Raw genomic sequence first — 17,821 nt, forward strand, 5'->3', positions numbered from 1 at the left:
GTCTACCGGCTGCCACCGATAGCAGTCTGGTAAACTGCCCTGACAGCTTTAAGCTTCAGCAGGTTGAACACACCCGCCACTGCCAACAAGGCAAGCGCAGCCCCATGAATTCCGGCCCACATCGAGGCGGGGATCAATGCAGCCATGAGGGTCACTGCAAATCCGACATTCAGCACCGAATAGGCATTGGCTGCACCTGCGCTATTGAGGACGGTCGAAAGGAAGTCGCCGACGAACCGTACGATGGTCGCTACGATAATCGTCGCGCCGAATACCGGCGCCCAAGGGAAATTTGCTTGGGGGAAATAGGTATGGACCAAGAATACAAAGGCATAGATACCCGCACCAAGAACGGACCCCGAGACCATAACGATTGCTGCCAACTGCCTGATTTGTTTCTTCCAGGCCACGACGTCTTCCCTGTGAAGCTGGATCAGTTTCGGCAATGACGGAGTGATGATCGCCGCTTGGATGAGGGTCTGGGCAACATTGGCGAAGCTCCAAAAAAACACGAATATCCCCAACTCGCGCTCGTCCACTGTGCCCGAGAGGATGAACCGGTCTCCGAACGCGATCAGGACCAGTGCGAGGTCACTCGGCCAGATGCGCAGGCCATCCTTGATGGTCGCGCGCGACCAGCCTTCTCCCATAGAGCCGGAGCTTCGCAGACGGCTGCCAAGAACTGCGAAGACGATTATGATGTTAGCGACCTGCCCGGCTATCCAGCAGGCGAGAATGGTCTGCAAGTTGGCATATTCGGGCGAATATCCGGCCAGACCGACAGCGACCGGAATCCAGAACGCGCTTCGCATCGCGAGACTGAAGTTCGCCAGCACATTGAAGCGCAGCGCGGTCAGCGCGATGTAAATATCCATTCCCAGAGCCTCGCCCCATAGGATCGCGGCGATGAACAAGACGAGGGCGAGAGGCATGCCTGCCTCCGATATGGCAAACGGAAGCCCTGTGATGGTTGCCAGAAGCAGGACGGCCAGCGTGAAACCCATACGGCTGCGGATGATTCCGACCTGCCGTTCTTCGTCGGAACCCACGATCGCGCGGGCCATGTGGAAGTTGAGTCCGAAGCCGAAAAGCGCAGGTGCCAATGCTCCGAGCCCGAGCACTAGCCCGAACTGCCCCATCGCCTCAAGACCGAGATTGGCCGTAATGAAGATCGTCAGCGCGAAGCGCATAGCGATCGCCGTCAGGCGAATGCTCGCAATACTTCCGCCCACTCGCCACATCGCAACCGCATTCCTTGATCCAAGTCCTCTGTCCGCCTAGAGGTCCGCCACGATTTCGCAAGCATTCACCAAGAGTTTTCCAAGTGATCTATCTCAATGCCCGTTTCACCGGGCAAGGCATGACCGGTGTGCAGCGCGTTGCCTATGAACTGGGGCGCAGGGTACTGGAACGCCGACCGGACATGCGCGCTCTGGCTCCGGTCGGGCCGCTTTCCGAGTATGCCTTGCCCGCCCAAGTGATCCCCTCCCCACTTCCCGCAGCGGGCGGGCATTTCTGGGAACAGGTCATTTTGCGCGGAAAGGTCGGCAGTGACGATCTGCTGGTCAATCTCTGCAGCACCGCGCCGGTCGGGGTGAAGCGCCAGATCGTCATGATGCACGACGTCAATTACCAGCTCGGCCCCAAGGGATATTCGCGCAAGTTCCGCTATTGGTACACCGCGCTTCAAGGACAACTGGTCAAGCGCGCCACCATTTGCACCGTATCGCACTGGTCCGCCAAGGAAATCGCCAAAACCTTCGATATCCCGGTCGACAGCATCACGGTGATTCCGAACGCTGCAGGTCACCTCGACGATGTCGAGGCCGATCCGGCAACCTGCGCGCGGTACGGCATCGATGGGCGCCCCTATGTCCTGTGCGTGGGAAGCGCCAATCCCAACAAGAATTTCGACACCGCCCTCGCGGCCTATGCCGGGCTGGAAAATCCGCCCTTCGACCTCGTCATCGTGGGCGGCAGCAATCCGAAGATATTTCAGGCCGAAATGTCGATGGTGAGCAAGCCCAACGTGCATCGTCTCCCGCGGATAAGCGATGCCGAACTCAAGGCGGTCTTCCAGGGAGCGAGTGCCTTCGTGATGCCGTCATTTCTCGAAGGCTTCGGCATTCCGGCAATCGAGGCCATGCATCTCGGCGTACCCGTCATCGCGGCCCGGGCATCCGCCCTCCCCGAAGTTTGCGCAGATGCGGCGCTATACTTCGATCCGCAAGATGCATCCGAACTCGCACAGGCGATGAACGCGCTTACTTCGGACGCAAGTCTGCACGCGGACCTCGTGGCGCGCGGATATCGCAACGTGGCGAGATACGACTGGGATAGTTCCGCAGATCAACTGGACCAATTGATCGAGCGTGCCTACGGCAAGGTACAATAACTGTCGGTTGGCCCGGACCTTACGTTCAGCCTGGCGCCTTGTTTAATTGGCTAGACCGGACGAGCACTGCCGCGACTGGCAAGAAATACTGGAGCAAATGAATTGTCCCGCGACTACGATGGCAAGGTAGCGATCGTCCATGACTGGTTCCCGGTCATATCTGGTGCCGAGCGCGTCGTAGAGCAGTTCAACCTGCTCTATCCGCAGGCGGGCATCTACAGCCTGTTCGATTTCCTCACCGACGCTCAAAGAGCCGAAATCCTCGGCGACAAGGCAATCCACACGAGCAACCTCAACCGGCTGCCTGGGGTCAGCAAGTACTACCGTAGCCTTATCCTGCCTTGCACTCAGGCGATCGAACGGTTCGACCTGTCCTCCTACGATCTCGTGGTATCCTCCAGTGCGGCCCTGGCGAAGGGGGTCATAACTGGCCCGAACCAGCTTCATGTTGCCTATGTTCACAGCCCTGCCCGCTATGCCTGGGACCTGACCCACGAGTATATCGACAATATGTCGGGCACCTTCGGCGGCGTGAAGCGCGCGATCGCGCATTCGATGATGCACCGGTTCCGCAAATGGGATGCGCGCACTCCCAATCTCGTCGATCAGTTCGTCGCCAACTCCGATTTCATCCGCCGCCGGATCTGGAAGATTTACCGGCGCGAAGCCGAAGTCGTCTATCCGCCAGTCAATGTTGCGGACTTCGTGCCAAGCGAAGAGCCCAAGGAAGATTTCTTCCTCTTTGCCTCGCGCCTCGTCCCTTACAAGCGCGCCCCGATGGTGGTCGAAGCCTTCAACCGTCGACCCGATCTGAAACTCGTCGTGGTCGGCGGCGGCCCTGAACTCGACCGGGTGCGCTCCTTGGCAGGACCCAATGTCGAAGTTCGCGGTCACGTTTCCTTCGCCGAGTTGCAGCGGCTGATGCAGAAGGCGCGCGCGTTTGTATTCGCCGCGCTGGAAGATTTCGGCATCGCGCCGGTCGAGGCACAGGCTTGCGGCACACCGGTGATCGCACTTGGCAAGGGCGGTACCGCCGAAACTGTCATTCCCCTGGGTTCGTCCGGCGCCAGCGGCGTGCTGTACGGGGAACAGACGCTGGAAGCACTGCTGGCAGCTATCGATACTTTCGTGGCGGAAGGCGCATCCATCTCGTCAGAGGATTGCCGTGCGAATGCGGAACGCTTCTCGATCGAGGCGTTCCGGCAGAACTTCAGGAACACCGTATCGCGCGCCTTTGCCAATCACGGCTAGTCTCGGCCGCTTTCTGACTATTTCGTTTTCCTACAACCACTTCGTCTGATTATTGGCGCAGCTCCCTGAACAAGGAGCAGCCAGATGGACAGATTCGAAGACTTTCGCGACAGCGTCGGGCACCCGTCGCGCTCGCCTTTCCCGATTGCGCCCAGCGACGACGACGCATTGCCCCTCGTTCCGAAGGGCATCTATGTCGGGACCGGCGGAGATGTCACCCTTCGGGGGGTCGATGGTGATCAGGACGTCACCTACCGCAACCTGCCCGACGCCAGCTGCATTGCGGTACGGGCAGGTTTCGTCCGCGCGACCGGGACTACCGCAACCGATCTGATTGCGGAGGTCTGAGCATGAGGACGAGCGGCGCAATCGGCGGGGCAAATCCCGCATCACTTTCACGACTTGGCACGCCTACCGGCCTGCATTTCGAACCCTTGCATTTGCCGGACGAGTGGCTGGCAGGATGGCGGGTGGCCGAATGGCAACCTGCTGGTTCGATCGCGTTCGGCGGCGCGCATAATGTTGCAGCGATCGACGAGTCCGCTGCGGATATCTTCGACCGCTTCAGCGACGCACGCGTATTGCCGGGGACTGTTCTGCACGTTTCTCCCAGCGGGAACGACAGCTCGGGAACGGGTCAGCAGGCCGCGCCTTACCGATCGATCAACAAGGCAATCCGGTCTGCCAACGAGGCAGGACTGCCAGCAAGGATCATGATCGAAGCCGGCGCCTATTCGCGAGGGGCATGCCCGGGCTTCGCCGGCACCTCGCCCAGTGTCGATATCGCCTTTATCGCGCACGGCGGACGCGTCGTAACCGGCAGCTGGGATGAGACCGGGAATGCACCGGTCGATACGCAATACCCGAACACCCATGTGGTCGCGACAAGCAGCGTCGATCGCGTGCTGGACCGGTTGCGCCTGGACCGGGACGGCTTCCACCCGGAGTATATTCGCGTCGCGAGTGCCGCGATCTGCAATCGTGTTCCCGGAAGCTGGGCCTACCAGGACGGCAAGGCCTATATCCATCGTCACGACGGCGCGCCGGTCACGACCGCCAACACCTATTTCCTCCGGCCTAGCACGGCCGTCTGGTCCTTCGCATCACCGGTCAGCATCTATCTCGGGGGGAATGACGCCCTTTCCGGCTTCGATACCATCGGAGGCAATACGGGCGCTGCCCTCGTCTACGAAACGAGCGGATTGCCTGCGCAAATGAAAGCCCTGGTCGTCGAAGGATGCACGTTCCGCTACAATGGCGGCGCATGGTCGGTTCCCTCCGGAGGCAGCGGGGTCCGCGTGAAGAACCTGCACGGGTTAGCCCTGTTTTCGGATTGCGACGCCAGCAACAACACGCGCGACGGCTTCTCGGCCGGAAACGCCGTTGCCGGCGCGGCGACCCACATGGTGACGGTGAATTGCCGGGCAATCCGGAACGGTGACCGCGGGGCGGGTTACAACACCTCGCAGTCGGACAATGCCTACACGCTGCATGACGACAGCATCGGTCTGGATCTCGCAGGACAATTCCGAGAGACGAGCGGCGGTGGCGTGAGGAACGTGGGGATCTCCATGGGCCTGATGATCGGGACGCATATTTCCGACGACCGGGGCGACCGGATGGTTGGCGGCATCGTCGATCCAGGAGCGGTCGTCGCAGACGAGCAATCCCGGATCTGGCTCGACCGGGTAGCTCTTGCAATGCCGCCCGCGTCTGCCCCGATCAGGATCGCCAGCGGAGCAAAGGTCAGGTGTTACCGGACAGCGGCTTTCCGAAGCCCGCCGCAGGTGCAGGGATCGCTCGAGGCTTACCAGGCGTGATCCCGGATGGCGCGGCTGCATAGCCATAGCTTGGCGCCGCACGCGGCCGCGCCCCTTTCCGTTCGATAATCGTGCTCATCGCCAGGCCGACGCCAACGAGCATCCAGAGAACCGGCATGGTTGAACCGCCGAGCGAATCGCTCGAAGAGTTGCTGATGATGAACAGGATCATGGCGACCAGCACGAGACCGGCCGATCGGAAGAGCTGCCTGTTGTAGGCGCTCGCGTGAATTCCGAACGCGAGTTTCTTCGAGACCCTTATAGTCGAGTAGATCACCAACAGGAAGAAAGCGACGATCAGGAGAAGACCCAAGATACCGGTTTCCAGCAGGTAATTGATGAAGACGTTGTGCGCGTGGGTGTAGTTGATGCACGCATTGGCATTCCCGCCGCCGATCCCGAAAACCGGTTTTTCGAGCATGCAGTTGATCGAGTCCTGCCACATGCCACCACGCGATTGCGTGCTGTCGGCACGGTCCGGATTGGTGATGAACTCTTGGAGCTTGCGGTAGAAGTAGTTGTTGTAGGTCTTCAGGCCGAAAACGATTGCCGCAAGTCCTGCGACGGCCGCAATCAGGCCCGCGATGGCGCCGCCAAGCGCCTCTACTGCCCGGCCTTCACGCGCCGGCAACCAGAAGAACACCACCGGGATGATGAGAATTGCCAAGGCGATGTTCGTCTTCGATCCTGCCGTCACCAGGACGAATAACAAAGCCGCCATCACGACAAGCCACAATTTGCGGTTCAGGAGGCCGGGCAATTGCGCAAGCACCAGAGCCACCAGCGAGACCATCGCCAGCTGGTTCGGGTGCTCGAAAAAGCCGTTGCTTCGATAGGACCACAGATCCCAGAAAACCAGTTCGCCCAGCGGCTGGTAGAAATACCCGATCACTAGCGCGGGAACCGTCGCGACCCCGCCATAGAGGAATGCCCGGATGACCTTCCGCAAACGCTCGGCGTCAAGCGTGACGAATTGCACGAACGAGACGAGGTAGAGAATGCCGAAAACCCAGCGGCTCAGGAACCTGATAGTTAGAACCGGGTCCGGCGCGACAACCATGGATGCCATACCCACAAGGATCATCGCCGTACTGACCCAGACGATCGGATGCAGGGCCGTGCGGGTCGCACGCGGGATAGCATCACCGAAGACCATCCACTGGAACACGCAGGCGCTGAAGGCGATGGCGATGAAAATCTGGGTTGCCGAGACCTTGAAGAATTCCGGCCCGATCCCCCAGGTGAACCAGACGGCGAAGGTCGCCACGACGATACTGACAAATCCAACCCAACTCGAGATCGAGCGATCCGCCTGATCAATCAGCGGCAGGGTTTTCTTTGAGCTATAGGAAGGCGTTTGGTTCACTTCGCCCTCAATCTAACGGAAGCACGCGAGGATTCGCAATCCAGCGGCTATCGGAAACGCCGCTTGGAGCGAACACGCGGATTTGAGTGAGCATGCATTCCGGTCCGACTACGAACAGCCGGTAGAACGAGCCGTCCTCGAAAACGGCAGGGCCGAGTTCCATCGGGCGCGTAGGCAATGCGCAATCGGCCGAAAGCAACAGGTCGGGACGCCCAGACACCGCTGCACTGCTGTTCCAGCCCAGCACATATCGTCCCGAGGTAAGCCGGACGTGCTGGTTGGTGAGGTTCTCGGCAGCGAAATTGCGACCGGTCACAGTGAGCCTGATTTGCCCGTCTTCTTCTGCGATACCGAGAGTCTGCGTGGTACGACGCTCCCGGCGCCATTCGAACGGAGCGCGGCCGCCAAAGGAGCTTTCCTTGATTGTCGAGAAATCGGCATCCCACAGCCCTGTCTCATCGACCGCTCCGGGCCCGCTCATCGCCGTCCATACTTCCCACCCAAGAAGAGGATTAACGGCATAGATCCGATCGGTTTCGCGCCGTGCGAATAATTCGGTCGGCCGAAAGTCATTGGAACTTGCTGACCGCAGGATTGGCAAGCGCGCGGCGATCTCATCCTCTGGAAGTTCGTGTAGCCCGATGATTAGATTGTCGCCCCAGCCCTCACCGGCCGCCATGGCCGCGCCTAGCGCTCTCCGCGAATCAGGAACGTCCGCAATAACGACCAGCAATTGCCGGGTCACAGGGCTTCTGGGCTCTGCCCGGACCAGCGCTTCCATCCGGCTTGCGGCGATATCGTATTCGCCATTCGCAAGCGCCAGCTGGACCGCGTTGCCCTGTGCCAGCAGATCGCGCCATCCGAGCGAGCTCGCAATCCGGAAGATATCGGCCGAAGCCTGGGCATTGCCCGCAAGCTGGTGCGCTGTGGCGAGTAGGGACAGGTTAGAGCGTCGAAGCGGGGCGTTGAGAACCAGCCGCTCGGCCGCTTCGAGAGCGGCCGAGCCTTCGCCATCCTCGATTGCGGAGGCGACCTCGCTACGTGCGTTCGCTATTGCGTAGGGCCACTGCTGGGTGACCGAAATCCCTGCACGGTCGGTCATGGCCGCCACCGTGAGAACGGCAGCTGCAGCCAGGCCTGCGAGTAAGCTGGCCTTGCCGATGAGCGACAGGGTTAAATTAGCTGCCATACTCATAATAGCTGTATGAGTAGTCTGTGCCGCCTCCCAAGCCGAGACGTTTGGCCTTAGCGAAATCGAACTGGGTGAAGACGCCGCCGACGACGTTGGCTCCGGCACTGCTCAGGCGGCGCAGGGCATTGCGAGCGGCGCCACGATGGCTGTCTTCCGCCTCAACCACGAACACGGTCGCAGTGTTGGGGATGGCCGACAGGATCGGCGCATCGGCAAGACCCATGACCGGCGGCGCATCCAGGACGACGAGATCGTATTGGTCTTCGATAGTTGCCAGCAGATTGACGAAAGCATGCGAAGCGAGGAGGTCGCTCGGATTCATCGGAAGTGGACCGCTGGTCACAGCGCCGAAGGACTCGATATCGGTCTCGCGAACCACGCTCGATAGCGGCGCATCGGTCGTGAGCACGGTGACGAGGCCGGTGTCGTTGTCGGTCCCGATTGCTCGGTGAACTGAAGGACGACGCAGGTCGCAGTCGATCAGCAGCACGCGCTTTCCGCCATCTGCCATTGTCTTCGCGATACCGAAGGCAGTGGAGGACTTGCCCTCGCCCTGCCTCGTCGAGGTGACGAGCATGCGCGGAGGCAGGCCGGACGGCACTGCGAACTGCAGCGCGGTGCGTAGTGAGTAGAAGCTTTCCGTCAGCGGAGCCTTGCGATCCTCCATCGCCTCGATCGGGGATTCCCCATCCTTCAGCGCCGGAGTGATACCGAGCAGCTTGAGGCCGAGCTTCTCTTCCAACTCGTTGGCCGTGCGGAGGCGATCGTCCATCTGCTCGCGCAGGAAAATGACGAAGCCGGCAACACCTACGCCCGCAATAAGAGAAAGGAGGAGGTTCAATAGCAGGTTCGGAGACGAAGGCTCGATGGGCTGCTGGGCAATGTCGATCTGCTGGACGTTGTTGCTGGTGATGTTCGCTTCTGCACTCAGGGTGCGGAAACGCTGGAGGAAGCCGTCGTAAAGCTCGCGGCTGCTTTCGACTTCACGCGTGAGGGTGTTAAGCTGCACGCTGCGGTCACGCTCGGCCTGTGTATCGCCCTTGAGCGAATTCACACGATCCTGGAGCTCGGATTCTCGCTCCGCAGCGATTCGATAAGCATCCCGGATGGAAGCGCGGACGCCGGCAGCCAGACGCGAGATCTGGGCATCGTACTCGTCGAGCTGCTTCTGCAGGGGAATGACGGTTGGATGCGTCGGCTGTTTGACCGCGAGTTCCGCCTCGAGCAGCGACTGAACCCGCGCGCGTTCAGCGATGAGATCCTGCATCGCATTGTTCTGCAAAGCCTCTGCGATTGCGTAATCTGGTGCCCTCGCGACGCTATTCCAGCGACTTTCCGCTGCGATACGGTCGGTCCGAGCCTCCGCAAGTGCATCATTGTAGCGACCAAGGTCAATCGTAGTGATGGTGGTGTCGGCGACTCCGGGGGTAGCCGACGGCAGGCGGACCAGCCCGGTGTTGCGCGCGTAGTCATTGGCTTCGCGCTCGGCGTTCTGAAGGCGCTCACGCGCTTCTTCGAGCTGGCGTGAGAGAAAATCGCGAGCGTAGGCGGTCTTATCGAGGCGGCGCTCGATATTGTAGCGCAGGTAACTTGCCACGAAGGTATTGGCGAACTGTGCCGAAAACGCAGGATTGGGACTGGTGAAGCTCACCCGTACAACGCGCGAATCCTGCGGCAAGCCGATATCAAGATTGTCCTCGATCGTTTCGAGCACTTCGTCTCGCCGGGCGAGTTCGGGATTGGGTTCATCTTCGCCGGGAGGATCGATGTTCATCAGATCGAGGAACTCATCGTTATCGAAAAGGCCCATTTCCTCGGCTACGCGTTCCGCCATGCGTCGGCTGCGGAGCACGTCTACATTGGTCTGTAGGAAACGGTCCGCGTCCTGGTAGGCTGCGGAGGCGGCCTGATCTTCGGCATCGAGGATGCGCTGCTCTTCCTGGTCGATCTGAAGCGTTGCCGACGCCGTGTACATGGGCGTCATCAGGAACGTCACCGCAATCCCCAGCAAGAGGAAGGCGGCAACGATCCCAGCAATCAGCAGACGATACTGCCAGAGGCTACCGACGAGCCTACGGAAATCCAGCGACCCGGCAGTCGGCGCGCCATAGGCGTTATCGCCCGGCGGGAGGATTATGACCTCCTGACTTGAATCCGTGGCAGGGCTAGAAGCGTGTGAATACATTGAAGAACGGTGCCGTTGTGAGGAAGTCGCGAAATGCGCCTTTTAGGGAAGAGAAGCCGACGACGACAACGTCGCCGCCGCGCAGGATCGGATCATCAGCCTTGCCGTTCCGGATATCCGCAAGATTGAATACCGCGCCATAGCGCTCTCCATCCTCATTACGGAACACCATGACTTGGTCTAGGTTCGCAGTGCGGGTCGGGCTCTTCGCGAGCGCAATAACCTCGACCAACGATGCCCGACCGTTGGTAAGTTCGTAACGACCAGGTTCCTCGACACTACCTTCGACCACCACAAAGCGGCTGGCCGAATTGGTCACAAACACGGTCACGCGGGCATCGCGGTAATAAGTCGCGTCGAGCCGCTGCTTGATTTCGCCAGTCAACTCTTCGGTCGTCAGTCCTGCGGCATCGACAGTGCCGATCAACGGATAATCGAACCTCCCTTCCGCATCGACCGGAATGTCCGCGAACGAAAGGGCAGGTTCGTTGTAGACGGTGACCGTGAGCCGATCAAAAGGACCGACTCTATAGGTCACGACCTCACCGTCTTGCGAAATCAGATCATAAGCCGCTGCGTCACGGGCGAGCGACTGGGAAGGCGTCGTCTGACACCCTGCCAGAGCGAGGCTCGCCAAACACAAAAAGAGGCCTGCCCGGCCAAAAGGGTTTTTAGTTCCGTTTTTCAAGGTGCGTCCCGTCCGAAAGTATCCAGGCCATAGCAGTTGAGGCCAACACAGCAAGACTTATAGCCCGGAGAGGATAATCGACAGTCGAATGCAGGGCAATGACAATAAGGGCAACGATTGAGAATACCTCCGCTTGCCCGAGGCGTTCGCGCTTCTTCCACACCGACCACACTATCGCCACAATTGCCGCTGCCAGCAGGATTACGCCAGGCAATCCGGCTTCGATCACGAACTCGAGCCAGTCTTGGTGAGCCCTGTTCGCAGTCGTCTGGTCCACGACTTCCAGACGTTCGACAAGTTCGAATGAGTAGCGGAACGTGCCGACACCCATTCCCCAGGGCCAGGCTTCCTGAGCGAGATAAAATGAGTCCGGCCAGATATCTTGCGCACGGCCGCTGCTGAGGTCCGAGAACCGGTCAGCAAGCTTCCTCACCTGCTCGATCTGGAGCAATCCGAACACGAGCAAGGGAACCGACGCCGCGCCAAGCGCCGAACCGATTGCCCAGGTTCTCTTGTTGGAAGAGCGGGCAAAAGCGATGGTAACGATGAGCAACGCAGGCACGAGCAATAGTGTAGTGCCGGCGCGCGAACCCGTCATGAGAATGCATACTACTAGGAAAAGTCCGGCAGCCGCGAAGGCAGGGCGCCACTTCCTCGAGCGCTTGTCCATGAAGGCCAAGGTTATCAGCGCAACTATTCCGATCACGAGGAATGTAGCCTGAGAATTCTGGTTGGCGAACAGGCCGCTTGGTCCGGCATCGATCGACCGGGGATGGATAAAGAATGCTTCGCCTACCAGCGCCTGCAGCGCCTCCAGCAATCCTGAGGCTACCGCCAGCAGGGCGATTGCCAGAAGCACAGCCGGCACCTTGTCGCGCCGCAAGGTGTACGCCATCACGAATGCGGCAATTGGCGGCGTTAGGCTGGCCAAGCTCCACCAAGTGGAAGCAGGGTCGATTGATAGCGGCCAGGAGGGGAGACCGCCTCCGAGGCTTTGGAGGGCCGATGCGAGCGGCCCGCGCATAGGCAGTGCGGTCCATGCTGCGGCTGGCAGCGGGATCAGCTGAAGCGCAATCAGAAGCGGCAAGGCCGCCACAGCGATCCAGGCGGTGACCGGAAGCCTGCCGTCAAGAGCGTCTGGCTTGACAGTCAGGAGCGCGAGCACTGCCAGAGCGACGAGGATAACGAGCCCTTCCGTGCCAACGGAAGGAACGCCGCCGCCACCCAGAATCGTGGCGAAGGACAAAAAGCCGATAAAAAGCAAACCGCTCAGCCCAAGATGCATCGGTTGCGACATGGGCCTGCGTGAACGTTTTCTTGGCATTCTAAGGCTGCCCCCATTCGAAGTGGGTTGCGCTATATTGGATTGAAATTCTCATCGATAGAGTGGCTGAAGTGCAACAATCGCCAGACTTTTTCGCAGTTGCGATAAATCGTTTAAAAATAGCGATAGATTGACCGCCCATCGTCCCAGGAACCAACCCCAGTGAGGTCGGAATTTGTGAAGAAGAGAGAATTCCCGACAGTCAGCCACGGCCGATTCGAAGAAAATCGGAAGGCCCCGACAATCACAAAAGGCGATAAAAAGGGGCCACCGCCAAGCTTAGCGGTGGCCCCAGAGCTAACTCGGATCGAGGGTGCCGGAGCGGCTCGCCTCAGATCGAATTATTAGCCGTTGCTGTCGTCGTCGTCAGCGGCAACAACGATGCCGGCGATCACAGCGGCAGCAGCCAGAATAGCCACAATCGTAGCCGAACCGCCGAGTTCCGACTTCCGTTCGCTACGCTTCGAAGCGCGGCTCACAGGCGCTTCAGCCGAAGCCTTAGCCGCAGCCGGTACGGCCTGCGATGCGCGAAGCGGTTCAGCAGCCGACGCAGCGCTACCGAGAGCCAAAGAGGCTGCTGCAGCAACGAGAAATACATTCTTCATTATTCATTCTCCTGATTTCACGACACGCCTCGTGCCGCCTTGAATAAAAGGTCTACAAAACGCCTATATTTTGTCAACCGCACCGGGAGTTGACCAAACCCGATTTGGAGGCAAAACGATCCCGAAATCTCCTGCCTGAAAGCCCGACAACAGCTCGGATAAAGCAAATCACACGATGTGGGTCGCATATGACGATGAAAATTTTATTACTCAATAGCTTATTCCCACCCTCGACGGTTGGGGGTGCAGAAAGAAGTGTAGAGGTCCTTGCCAAGGGTCTCTCTAGTGCTGGTTTTCACATTACTGTAATATCTTTAACCGACGGCGATGACATTACCGAGGTCAGGGACGGCGTAAAAATTCATCGACTTGCTCACGGCAATATTTACTGGCCATATGACGGCATCCGCCGGGGTGGCGGCTCCCGATTGCGCTGGCACATGAACGACGGAATGAAATTCGCACATCAGTCGAAGATTGCGGATATTCTTCAAAGAGTATCTCCAGATGTTGTGCATACGAATAACCTGACCGGGTTCGGGTCCGAGGTGATCCCGCTGGCGAAAAGCCATGGCCTGCCAGTCGTCCATACCCTTAGAGATTTCGGGATCATGTGTTCGAGATCCAGCGTGTTCAAGAACCTGCGAGATTGCACTACCCGTTGCCTATCCTGTCGCATCCTGACATCGAACAAGGTAGCGGGCGCCAGCGAGGTTGACCTCGTGGTTGGAAACAGCTCGTACATGATCGAACGGCATCGCGAACTAGGTGTTTTCCGCGATGTGCCTGCACGGGTGATCTACAACGCCGTGCCTGGAATTCTCGATAACCGTCCGGTCGCCGCCCAGGCAGCCGGGGACGACGCCTACCATCTTGGCTTCGCAGGAGCGATCAAGCCGGAGAAAGGCATCGAAGTACTCCTGCGAGCTCTGCGCTCGCTGGACAGGAGCGACTGGAAGTTGTCGATCGCCGGCAAGGGGGACGACGAATACATTCGCAGTCTTAAGGGCACCTATTCGGACCTACCCATCGAGTGGCTCGGCTTCGTCCCGGTCGAGCCATTCTTGGATTCGATCGACATGATGGTGATCCCCTCGATCTGGCCAGAACCCATGCCGCGCACGCTCATCGAAGCGATGGCGCATCGCTTGCCTGCCGTCGTGAGCGATGCCGGCGGATCACCGGAAGTTGCGGCCATGTATCCCGGAGCTCAGGTATATCCGCGCCAGGACGCGGATGCCCTTGCAGAAATCCTGGCTGCATCCATTGCGCAGCGCCCTCCCCGCCAGGAAGTTGATGAAGGGATTCTCGAGACATTCAGCGTGGACAGGCTGGTGGAAAATTATCTGGGCGCCTATCGAGAGGCAATCGCCTTGAGGCGCAGGGAGGCATGAGGGAATGACCGAGGCTGATGAGGGCGCCCGGCAGGATGGCTTTCGCCGAAGCGTGAGGATGGACATCGCCTTCTGGGCCGAACGGTGCCGTTCGCAGCCGGGGCCGGGATTTTTCGTAAGACAATTGCTTCTCAGACCCGGTTTCCATTTCGTCTTCTGGCACCGGTTCGCACGCCTGCTTCGACGCGTCCCCTTGATCGGGAAGCCGCTGGCCCGCATCCTCATCTTCATGCTCGAGATAGCTTTCTCGTCCGAAATCGCCATCAGCGCCACGATCGGCGGGGGCTTTTATGTCCCTCATCCGTTCGGCATCGTGATCGGGACGAACTGCAGGATCGGCAGGAACGTGACGATGCTGCAGAATGTGACCCTGGGCAACCGGTCGATGACAGAGCCGGAAACGCCAGTCATCGAGGATTCCGCCTACATCGGCGCAGGTGCAGCACTCATCGGGGGCATCACCATCGGACAGGGGGCGTCGGTTGGCGCAAATGCCGTTGTACTGCGCGACGTTCCCGCAGATCAGGTAGCGGTCGGGAACCCGGCCAGGCTCCTGACTGATGCTTCATCGAAGAATGGGCCTGAAATCGGTCAATAAGCGGAATCGTGCACGACGACACGAAGCGTCGCGAACAGTATTCTGATATCCTTGAGGATAGACCAATCGGCCAGGTACTCGAGGTCGGCCGCCACTCGGTCGGTCAGGTGCCGTTCCTCGTGCGTTGCCCCCCGGAATCCCCGCACTTGCGCCAATCCGGTCATGCCGGGCTTGATCTTGTGACGCTCCCAATAACGCGGATCGATATCCCAGTAGAGCCGTTCCTGCACACGACCGACGATAGCGTGGGGCCGCGGGCCGACCACGCTCATATGTCCTAGCAGCACATTGAAGAGTTGCGGCAGCTCATCGATCGACGTCTTGCGGATGAAATTGCCGACCCGGGTCACGCGGGGATCGTTCCGGCTGGTGACCATAGTCGCCGCGTCGTCCCTGAGGGCATGCGACATCGACCGGAACTTGAAGATATTGAAGGATCGGTTTCCCTGTCCGGTCCGCCTCTGAAGGAACAGTACCGGGCGGCCGTCCTCGATAAGGATTGCGATAGCGGCAGCCAGCAGGATGGGCGACAGGAGAATGATCGCCACGCTGGCCACGAAGATATCGAACAGACGCTTCACCAGCTGCTGGCGCAGATTGAGGGCATTGGGTGTCACCACGAAGGTTCGCTTGCCTTCCAGGTCCGCGGTTCCCACGATCCCGATCTCGTTGAGAGCACGATCGAAAATCTCCCCCTGCACATCCAGTCCGCGAAGCAACTTGCTCCACTCGTTCCTTCGCTCGCGCGAACAAGACACCACAACTCGATCCATGCCGACCACGCTCTGGCTGATGGCTTCAAATTGAGCAGGATTGTTGAGGATCTGCCCAATATCGATGTGGGTCACCGGCACATGGCCGAAGTTCTCGGATTGGTGAATTGCAACATCATCTTCGAAAACGATTACTCGATCGACGAAGGTGCCGGTACGCCTGCGATTTCGGCGCACGAGATAAAAGCGGAAGAGCGTGGCAATGATCGCCCCTCCGAAGAGGCCCATCGAAAGGCTCAGGCGCGAGATCTGGTTCGTAGCCTTGACTGCGAAGAGGAACAGAAGACAGATGCTCACGGCCGCGATGAGGCCTTGGGCAAACCCGGAAACCGACCTGGTATAGCTCACCAGCGCAGAGTTGCTGTAGGCACCGAAATAGGCCGCGCAGATCCAAAGAACCGGAATGGAGCCTGTTGCCACATTGAAGGTCGGATGCTCGACGCTCAAACCGTTCAGCCAGAGCGCAATAAAGATGCTCGCGATCATCGCGCCAAAATCGACCAGGATGAGCTGATATTTCTGAAATATACGCGTCCGCGGATGAATACCCTTGGGCTCTGCGGTGCTTAGCAACGCGATTGGCGCCGAATTTGCGATGGTCGAATTCTCGTTCATAATCACGTCGATCGAAAGATATCAGTCCGGCAGCCGAGTTAGCACCGCGTCATCTCGCATGCATTTTGCTGCCACCGATTTCGGAACTGGTTTTCTGGTAACGCCCGGCACGTTTCTTGGCAACTCTTGCATTCCTGAATCGGAGCTATCCGCACACTCGAATGATCTGGCCTATTCGTCCGGCTGGCAAGCATTTGCACGAGATGCCGGGCGCAGCTGCTCCGAGCAGTGGCCTTGCCCTTGCCCGTTGCTCTGCTAAAGCGCGCGCAACTCAATTCGAACTGACAGGAAACCCATGGCCAAGATCAAGGTAGCCAACCCCGTCGTCGAACTCGACGGCGACGAAATGACGAAGATCATCTGGAAGTGGATCCGCGAGCGGCTGATCCTTCCGTATCTCGATGTCGACCTGAAGTATTACGACCTCTCCATTGAGAAGCGCGACGAGACCGATGACCAGATCACGGTCGACGCGGCCAACGCGATCAAGGAACACGGTGTCGGCGTCAAATGCGCCACCATCACCCCCGATGAAGCGCGCGTCGAGGAATTCGGCCTCAAGAAGATGTGGCGTTCGCCCAACGGCACGATCCGCAACATCCTCGGCGGCGTTGTTTTCCGCGAGCCGATCGTGATCGACAACGTGCCGCGCCTTGTCCCCGGCTGGACCGATCCCATCGTGGTTGGCCGTCACGCCTTCGGTGACCAGTATCGAGCCACCGACACCCTGATCCCCGGCGCCGGCAAGCTGCGCCTCGTGTTCGAAGGTGCCGACGGGAAGAACATCGACCTCGACGTGTTCGAGTTCGAAAGCCCGGGCGTCGCCATGGCGATGTACAATCTCGACGACAGCATCCGCGATTTTGCCCGCGCCAGCTTCCAGTACGGTCTCGACCGCAAGTGGCCGGTCTACCTGTCGACCAAGAACACCATCCTCAAGAAGTACGATGGTCGCTTCAAGGACCTGTTCCAGGAAATTTTCGACGCCGAATACAAGGAACAGTTCGACAAGCATGGCATCACCTACGAACACCGCCTGATCGACGACATGGTCGCCGCGGCGCTCAAGTGGAACGGCAAGTTCGTATGGGCCTGCAAGAACTACGATGGTGACGTCCAGTCGGACATCGTCGCGCAGGGCTTCGGCTCGCTCGGCCTCATGACTTCGGTCCTTATGACGCCCGACGGCAAGACCGTCGAAGCGGAAGCAGCCCACGGCACCGTCACCCGCCACTATCGCCAGCACCAGCAGGGCAAGGCGACGTCGACCAACCCGATCGCCAGCATTTTCGCCTGGACGCGCGGCCTCATGTATCGCGGCAAGTTCGACAACACTCCTGAAGTGGTGAAGTTCGCCGAGACGCTGGAGCGGGTCTGCATCGAGACCGTCGAAAGCGGCAAGATGACCAAGGACCTCGCACTGCTCATCGGTCCGGAACAGAGCTGGATGACCACCGAACAGTTCTTCGAAGCCATCGTAGAAGGCCTCGAAGCAGAAATGGCGAACTGGGGCTGAAACTTCAGCGCATCTGGGTCATTACCCAGATAAGCCAGATCATCGGGGTCGGCATGATGCCGGCCCCGTTTTCGTTTGGGGTCGACTGAAATATACGGG

General features: G+C 59.4%; 15 protein-coding genes. 7 read left to right on the forward strand and 8 right to left on the reverse strand.

Going from position 1 to position 17,821, the window contains the following annotated elements; translation table 11 throughout:
* Nucleotides 1–2 precede the first annotated feature (2 nt).
* The gene (locus CVE41_RS00660; RefSeq protein WP_232725731.1) at nucleotides 3–1,232 is read right to left on the reverse strand and encodes a lipopolysaccharide biosynthesis protein; all 1,230 of its coding nucleotides are present in this window, start codon (nucleotides 1,230–1,232) and stop codon (nucleotides 3–5) included.
* A gap of 92 nt (nucleotides 1,233–1,324) precedes the next feature.
* Here CVE41_RS00660 and CVE41_RS00665 point away from each other — a divergent pair, with 92 nt between their 5' ends.
* The 4 genes from CVE41_RS00665 to CVE41_RS00680 all read left to right on the forward strand — a co-directional run bounded on the left by CVE41_RS00665 (nucleotide 1,325) and on the right by CVE41_RS00680 (nucleotide 5,466).
* Nucleotides 1,325–2,395: a glycosyltransferase family 4 protein gene (locus CVE41_RS00665; RefSeq protein ID WP_100258948.1), complete on the forward strand. Its 1,071-nt coding sequence runs from the start codon at nucleotides 1,325–1,327 to the stop codon at nucleotides 2,393–2,395.
* Nucleotides 2,396–2,497: 102 nt separating this feature from the next.
* Nucleotides 2,498–3,646: a glycosyltransferase gene (locus tag CVE41_RS00670; RefSeq protein ID WP_100258949.1), complete on the forward strand. Its 1,149-nt coding sequence runs from the start codon at nucleotides 2,498–2,500 to the stop codon at nucleotides 3,644–3,646.
* Between the two features lie 84 nt (nucleotides 3,647–3,730).
* Nucleotides 3,731–3,994 carry a spike base protein, RCAP_Rcc01079 family gene (locus tag CVE41_RS00675; RefSeq protein WP_100258950.1) on the forward strand — a complete coding sequence of 88 codons (264 nt, stop codon included), beginning with the start codon at nucleotides 3,731–3,733 and terminating at the stop codon, nucleotides 3,992–3,994.
* Nucleotides 3,995–3,996: 2 nt separating this feature from the next.
* On the forward strand, nucleotides 3,997–5,466 hold the full coding sequence (locus tag CVE41_RS00680; protein ID WP_100258951.1) for a hypothetical protein: 1,470 nt from the start codon (nucleotides 3,997–3,999) through the stop codon (nucleotides 5,464–5,466).
* On the opposite strand, the gene CVE41_RS00685 is transcribed toward CVE41_RS00680, so the two are convergent.
* The 6 genes from CVE41_RS00685 to CVE41_RS00710 all read right to left on the reverse strand — a co-directional run bounded on the left by CVE41_RS00685 (nucleotide 5,393) and on the right by CVE41_RS00710 (nucleotide 12,826).
* On the reverse strand, nucleotides 5,393–6,733 hold the full coding sequence (locus tag CVE41_RS00685; RefSeq protein ID WP_198507682.1) for an O-antigen ligase family protein: 1,341 nt from the start codon (nucleotides 6,731–6,733) through the stop codon (nucleotides 5,393–5,395). The two genes, CVE41_RS00680 and CVE41_RS00685, sit on opposite strands and share 74 nt — an antisense overlap.
* A gap of 106 nt (nucleotides 6,734–6,839) precedes the next feature.
* Entirely contained in the window at nucleotides 6,840–8,027 is a 1,188-nt protein-coding gene (locus tag CVE41_RS00690; RefSeq protein ID WP_198507683.1) for a hypothetical protein, read from the reverse strand.
* Nucleotides 8,011–10,209 carry a GumC family protein gene (locus CVE41_RS00695; protein ID WP_100258954.1) on the reverse strand — a complete coding sequence of 733 codons (2,199 nt, stop codon included), beginning with the start codon at nucleotides 10,207–10,209 and terminating at the stop codon, nucleotides 8,011–8,013. Before CVE41_RS00695 ends, CVE41_RS00690 begins: the two co-directional genes overlap by 17 nt.
* Nucleotides 10,190–10,747, reverse strand: a complete 558-nt coding sequence (locus tag CVE41_RS00700) for a polysaccharide biosynthesis/export family protein (protein WP_157799345.1) — start codon at nucleotides 10,745–10,747, stop codon at nucleotides 10,190–10,192. The genes CVE41_RS00695 and CVE41_RS00700 overlap by 20 nt, the downstream gene beginning before the upstream one ends.
* Before the next feature lie 133 nt (nucleotides 10,748–10,880).
* Nucleotides 10,881–12,194, reverse strand: a complete 1,314-nt coding sequence (locus CVE41_RS00705) for an O-antigen ligase family protein (RefSeq protein WP_232725732.1) — start codon at nucleotides 12,192–12,194, stop codon at nucleotides 10,881–10,883.
* Nucleotides 12,195–12,565: 371 nt separating this feature from the next.
* The gene (locus CVE41_RS00710) at nucleotides 12,566–12,826 is read right to left on the reverse strand and encodes a hypothetical protein (protein ID WP_100258957.1); all 261 of its coding nucleotides are present in this window, start codon (nucleotides 12,824–12,826) and stop codon (nucleotides 12,566–12,568) included.
* 188 nt (nucleotides 12,827–13,014) lie between these two features.
* Between CVE41_RS00710 and CVE41_RS00715 the strand changes: the two genes are divergently transcribed.
* Both CVE41_RS00715 and CVE41_RS00720 read left to right on the forward strand, forming a co-directional pair.
* Nucleotides 13,015–14,220 carry a glycosyltransferase family 4 protein gene (locus CVE41_RS00715; RefSeq protein ID WP_100258958.1) on the forward strand — a complete coding sequence of 402 codons (1,206 nt, stop codon included), beginning with the start codon at nucleotides 13,015–13,017 and terminating at the stop codon, nucleotides 14,218–14,220.
* A gap of 4 nt (nucleotides 14,221–14,224) precedes the next feature.
* Complete coding sequence (locus tag CVE41_RS00720) at nucleotides 14,225–14,818, forward strand: serine O-acetyltransferase (RefSeq protein WP_100258959.1); 594 nt, start codon at nucleotides 14,225–14,227, stop codon at nucleotides 14,816–14,818.
* Here CVE41_RS00720 and CVE41_RS00725 read toward each other — a convergent pair.
* A complete protein-coding gene (locus CVE41_RS00725) occupies nucleotides 14,812–16,206 on the reverse strand; it encodes a sugar transferase (RefSeq protein WP_100258960.1) in 1,395 nt (464 codons plus the stop codon). The two genes, CVE41_RS00720 and CVE41_RS00725, sit on opposite strands and share 7 nt — an antisense overlap.
* A 295-nt stretch (nucleotides 16,207–16,501) precedes the next feature.
* On the opposite strand from CVE41_RS00725, the gene CVE41_RS00730 reads away from it, so the two are divergent.
* Nucleotides 16,502–17,722 carry an NADP-dependent isocitrate dehydrogenase gene (locus CVE41_RS00730; protein ID WP_100258961.1) on the forward strand — a complete coding sequence of 407 codons (1,221 nt, stop codon included), beginning with the start codon at nucleotides 16,502–16,504 and terminating at the stop codon, nucleotides 17,720–17,722.
* Nucleotides 17,723–17,821 lie beyond the last annotated feature (99 nt).

This window comes from Qipengyuania seohaensis (assembly GCF_002795865.1).
GTDB lineage: Bacteria > Pseudomonadota > Alphaproteobacteria > Sphingomonadales > Sphingomonadaceae > Qipengyuania > Qipengyuania seohaensis.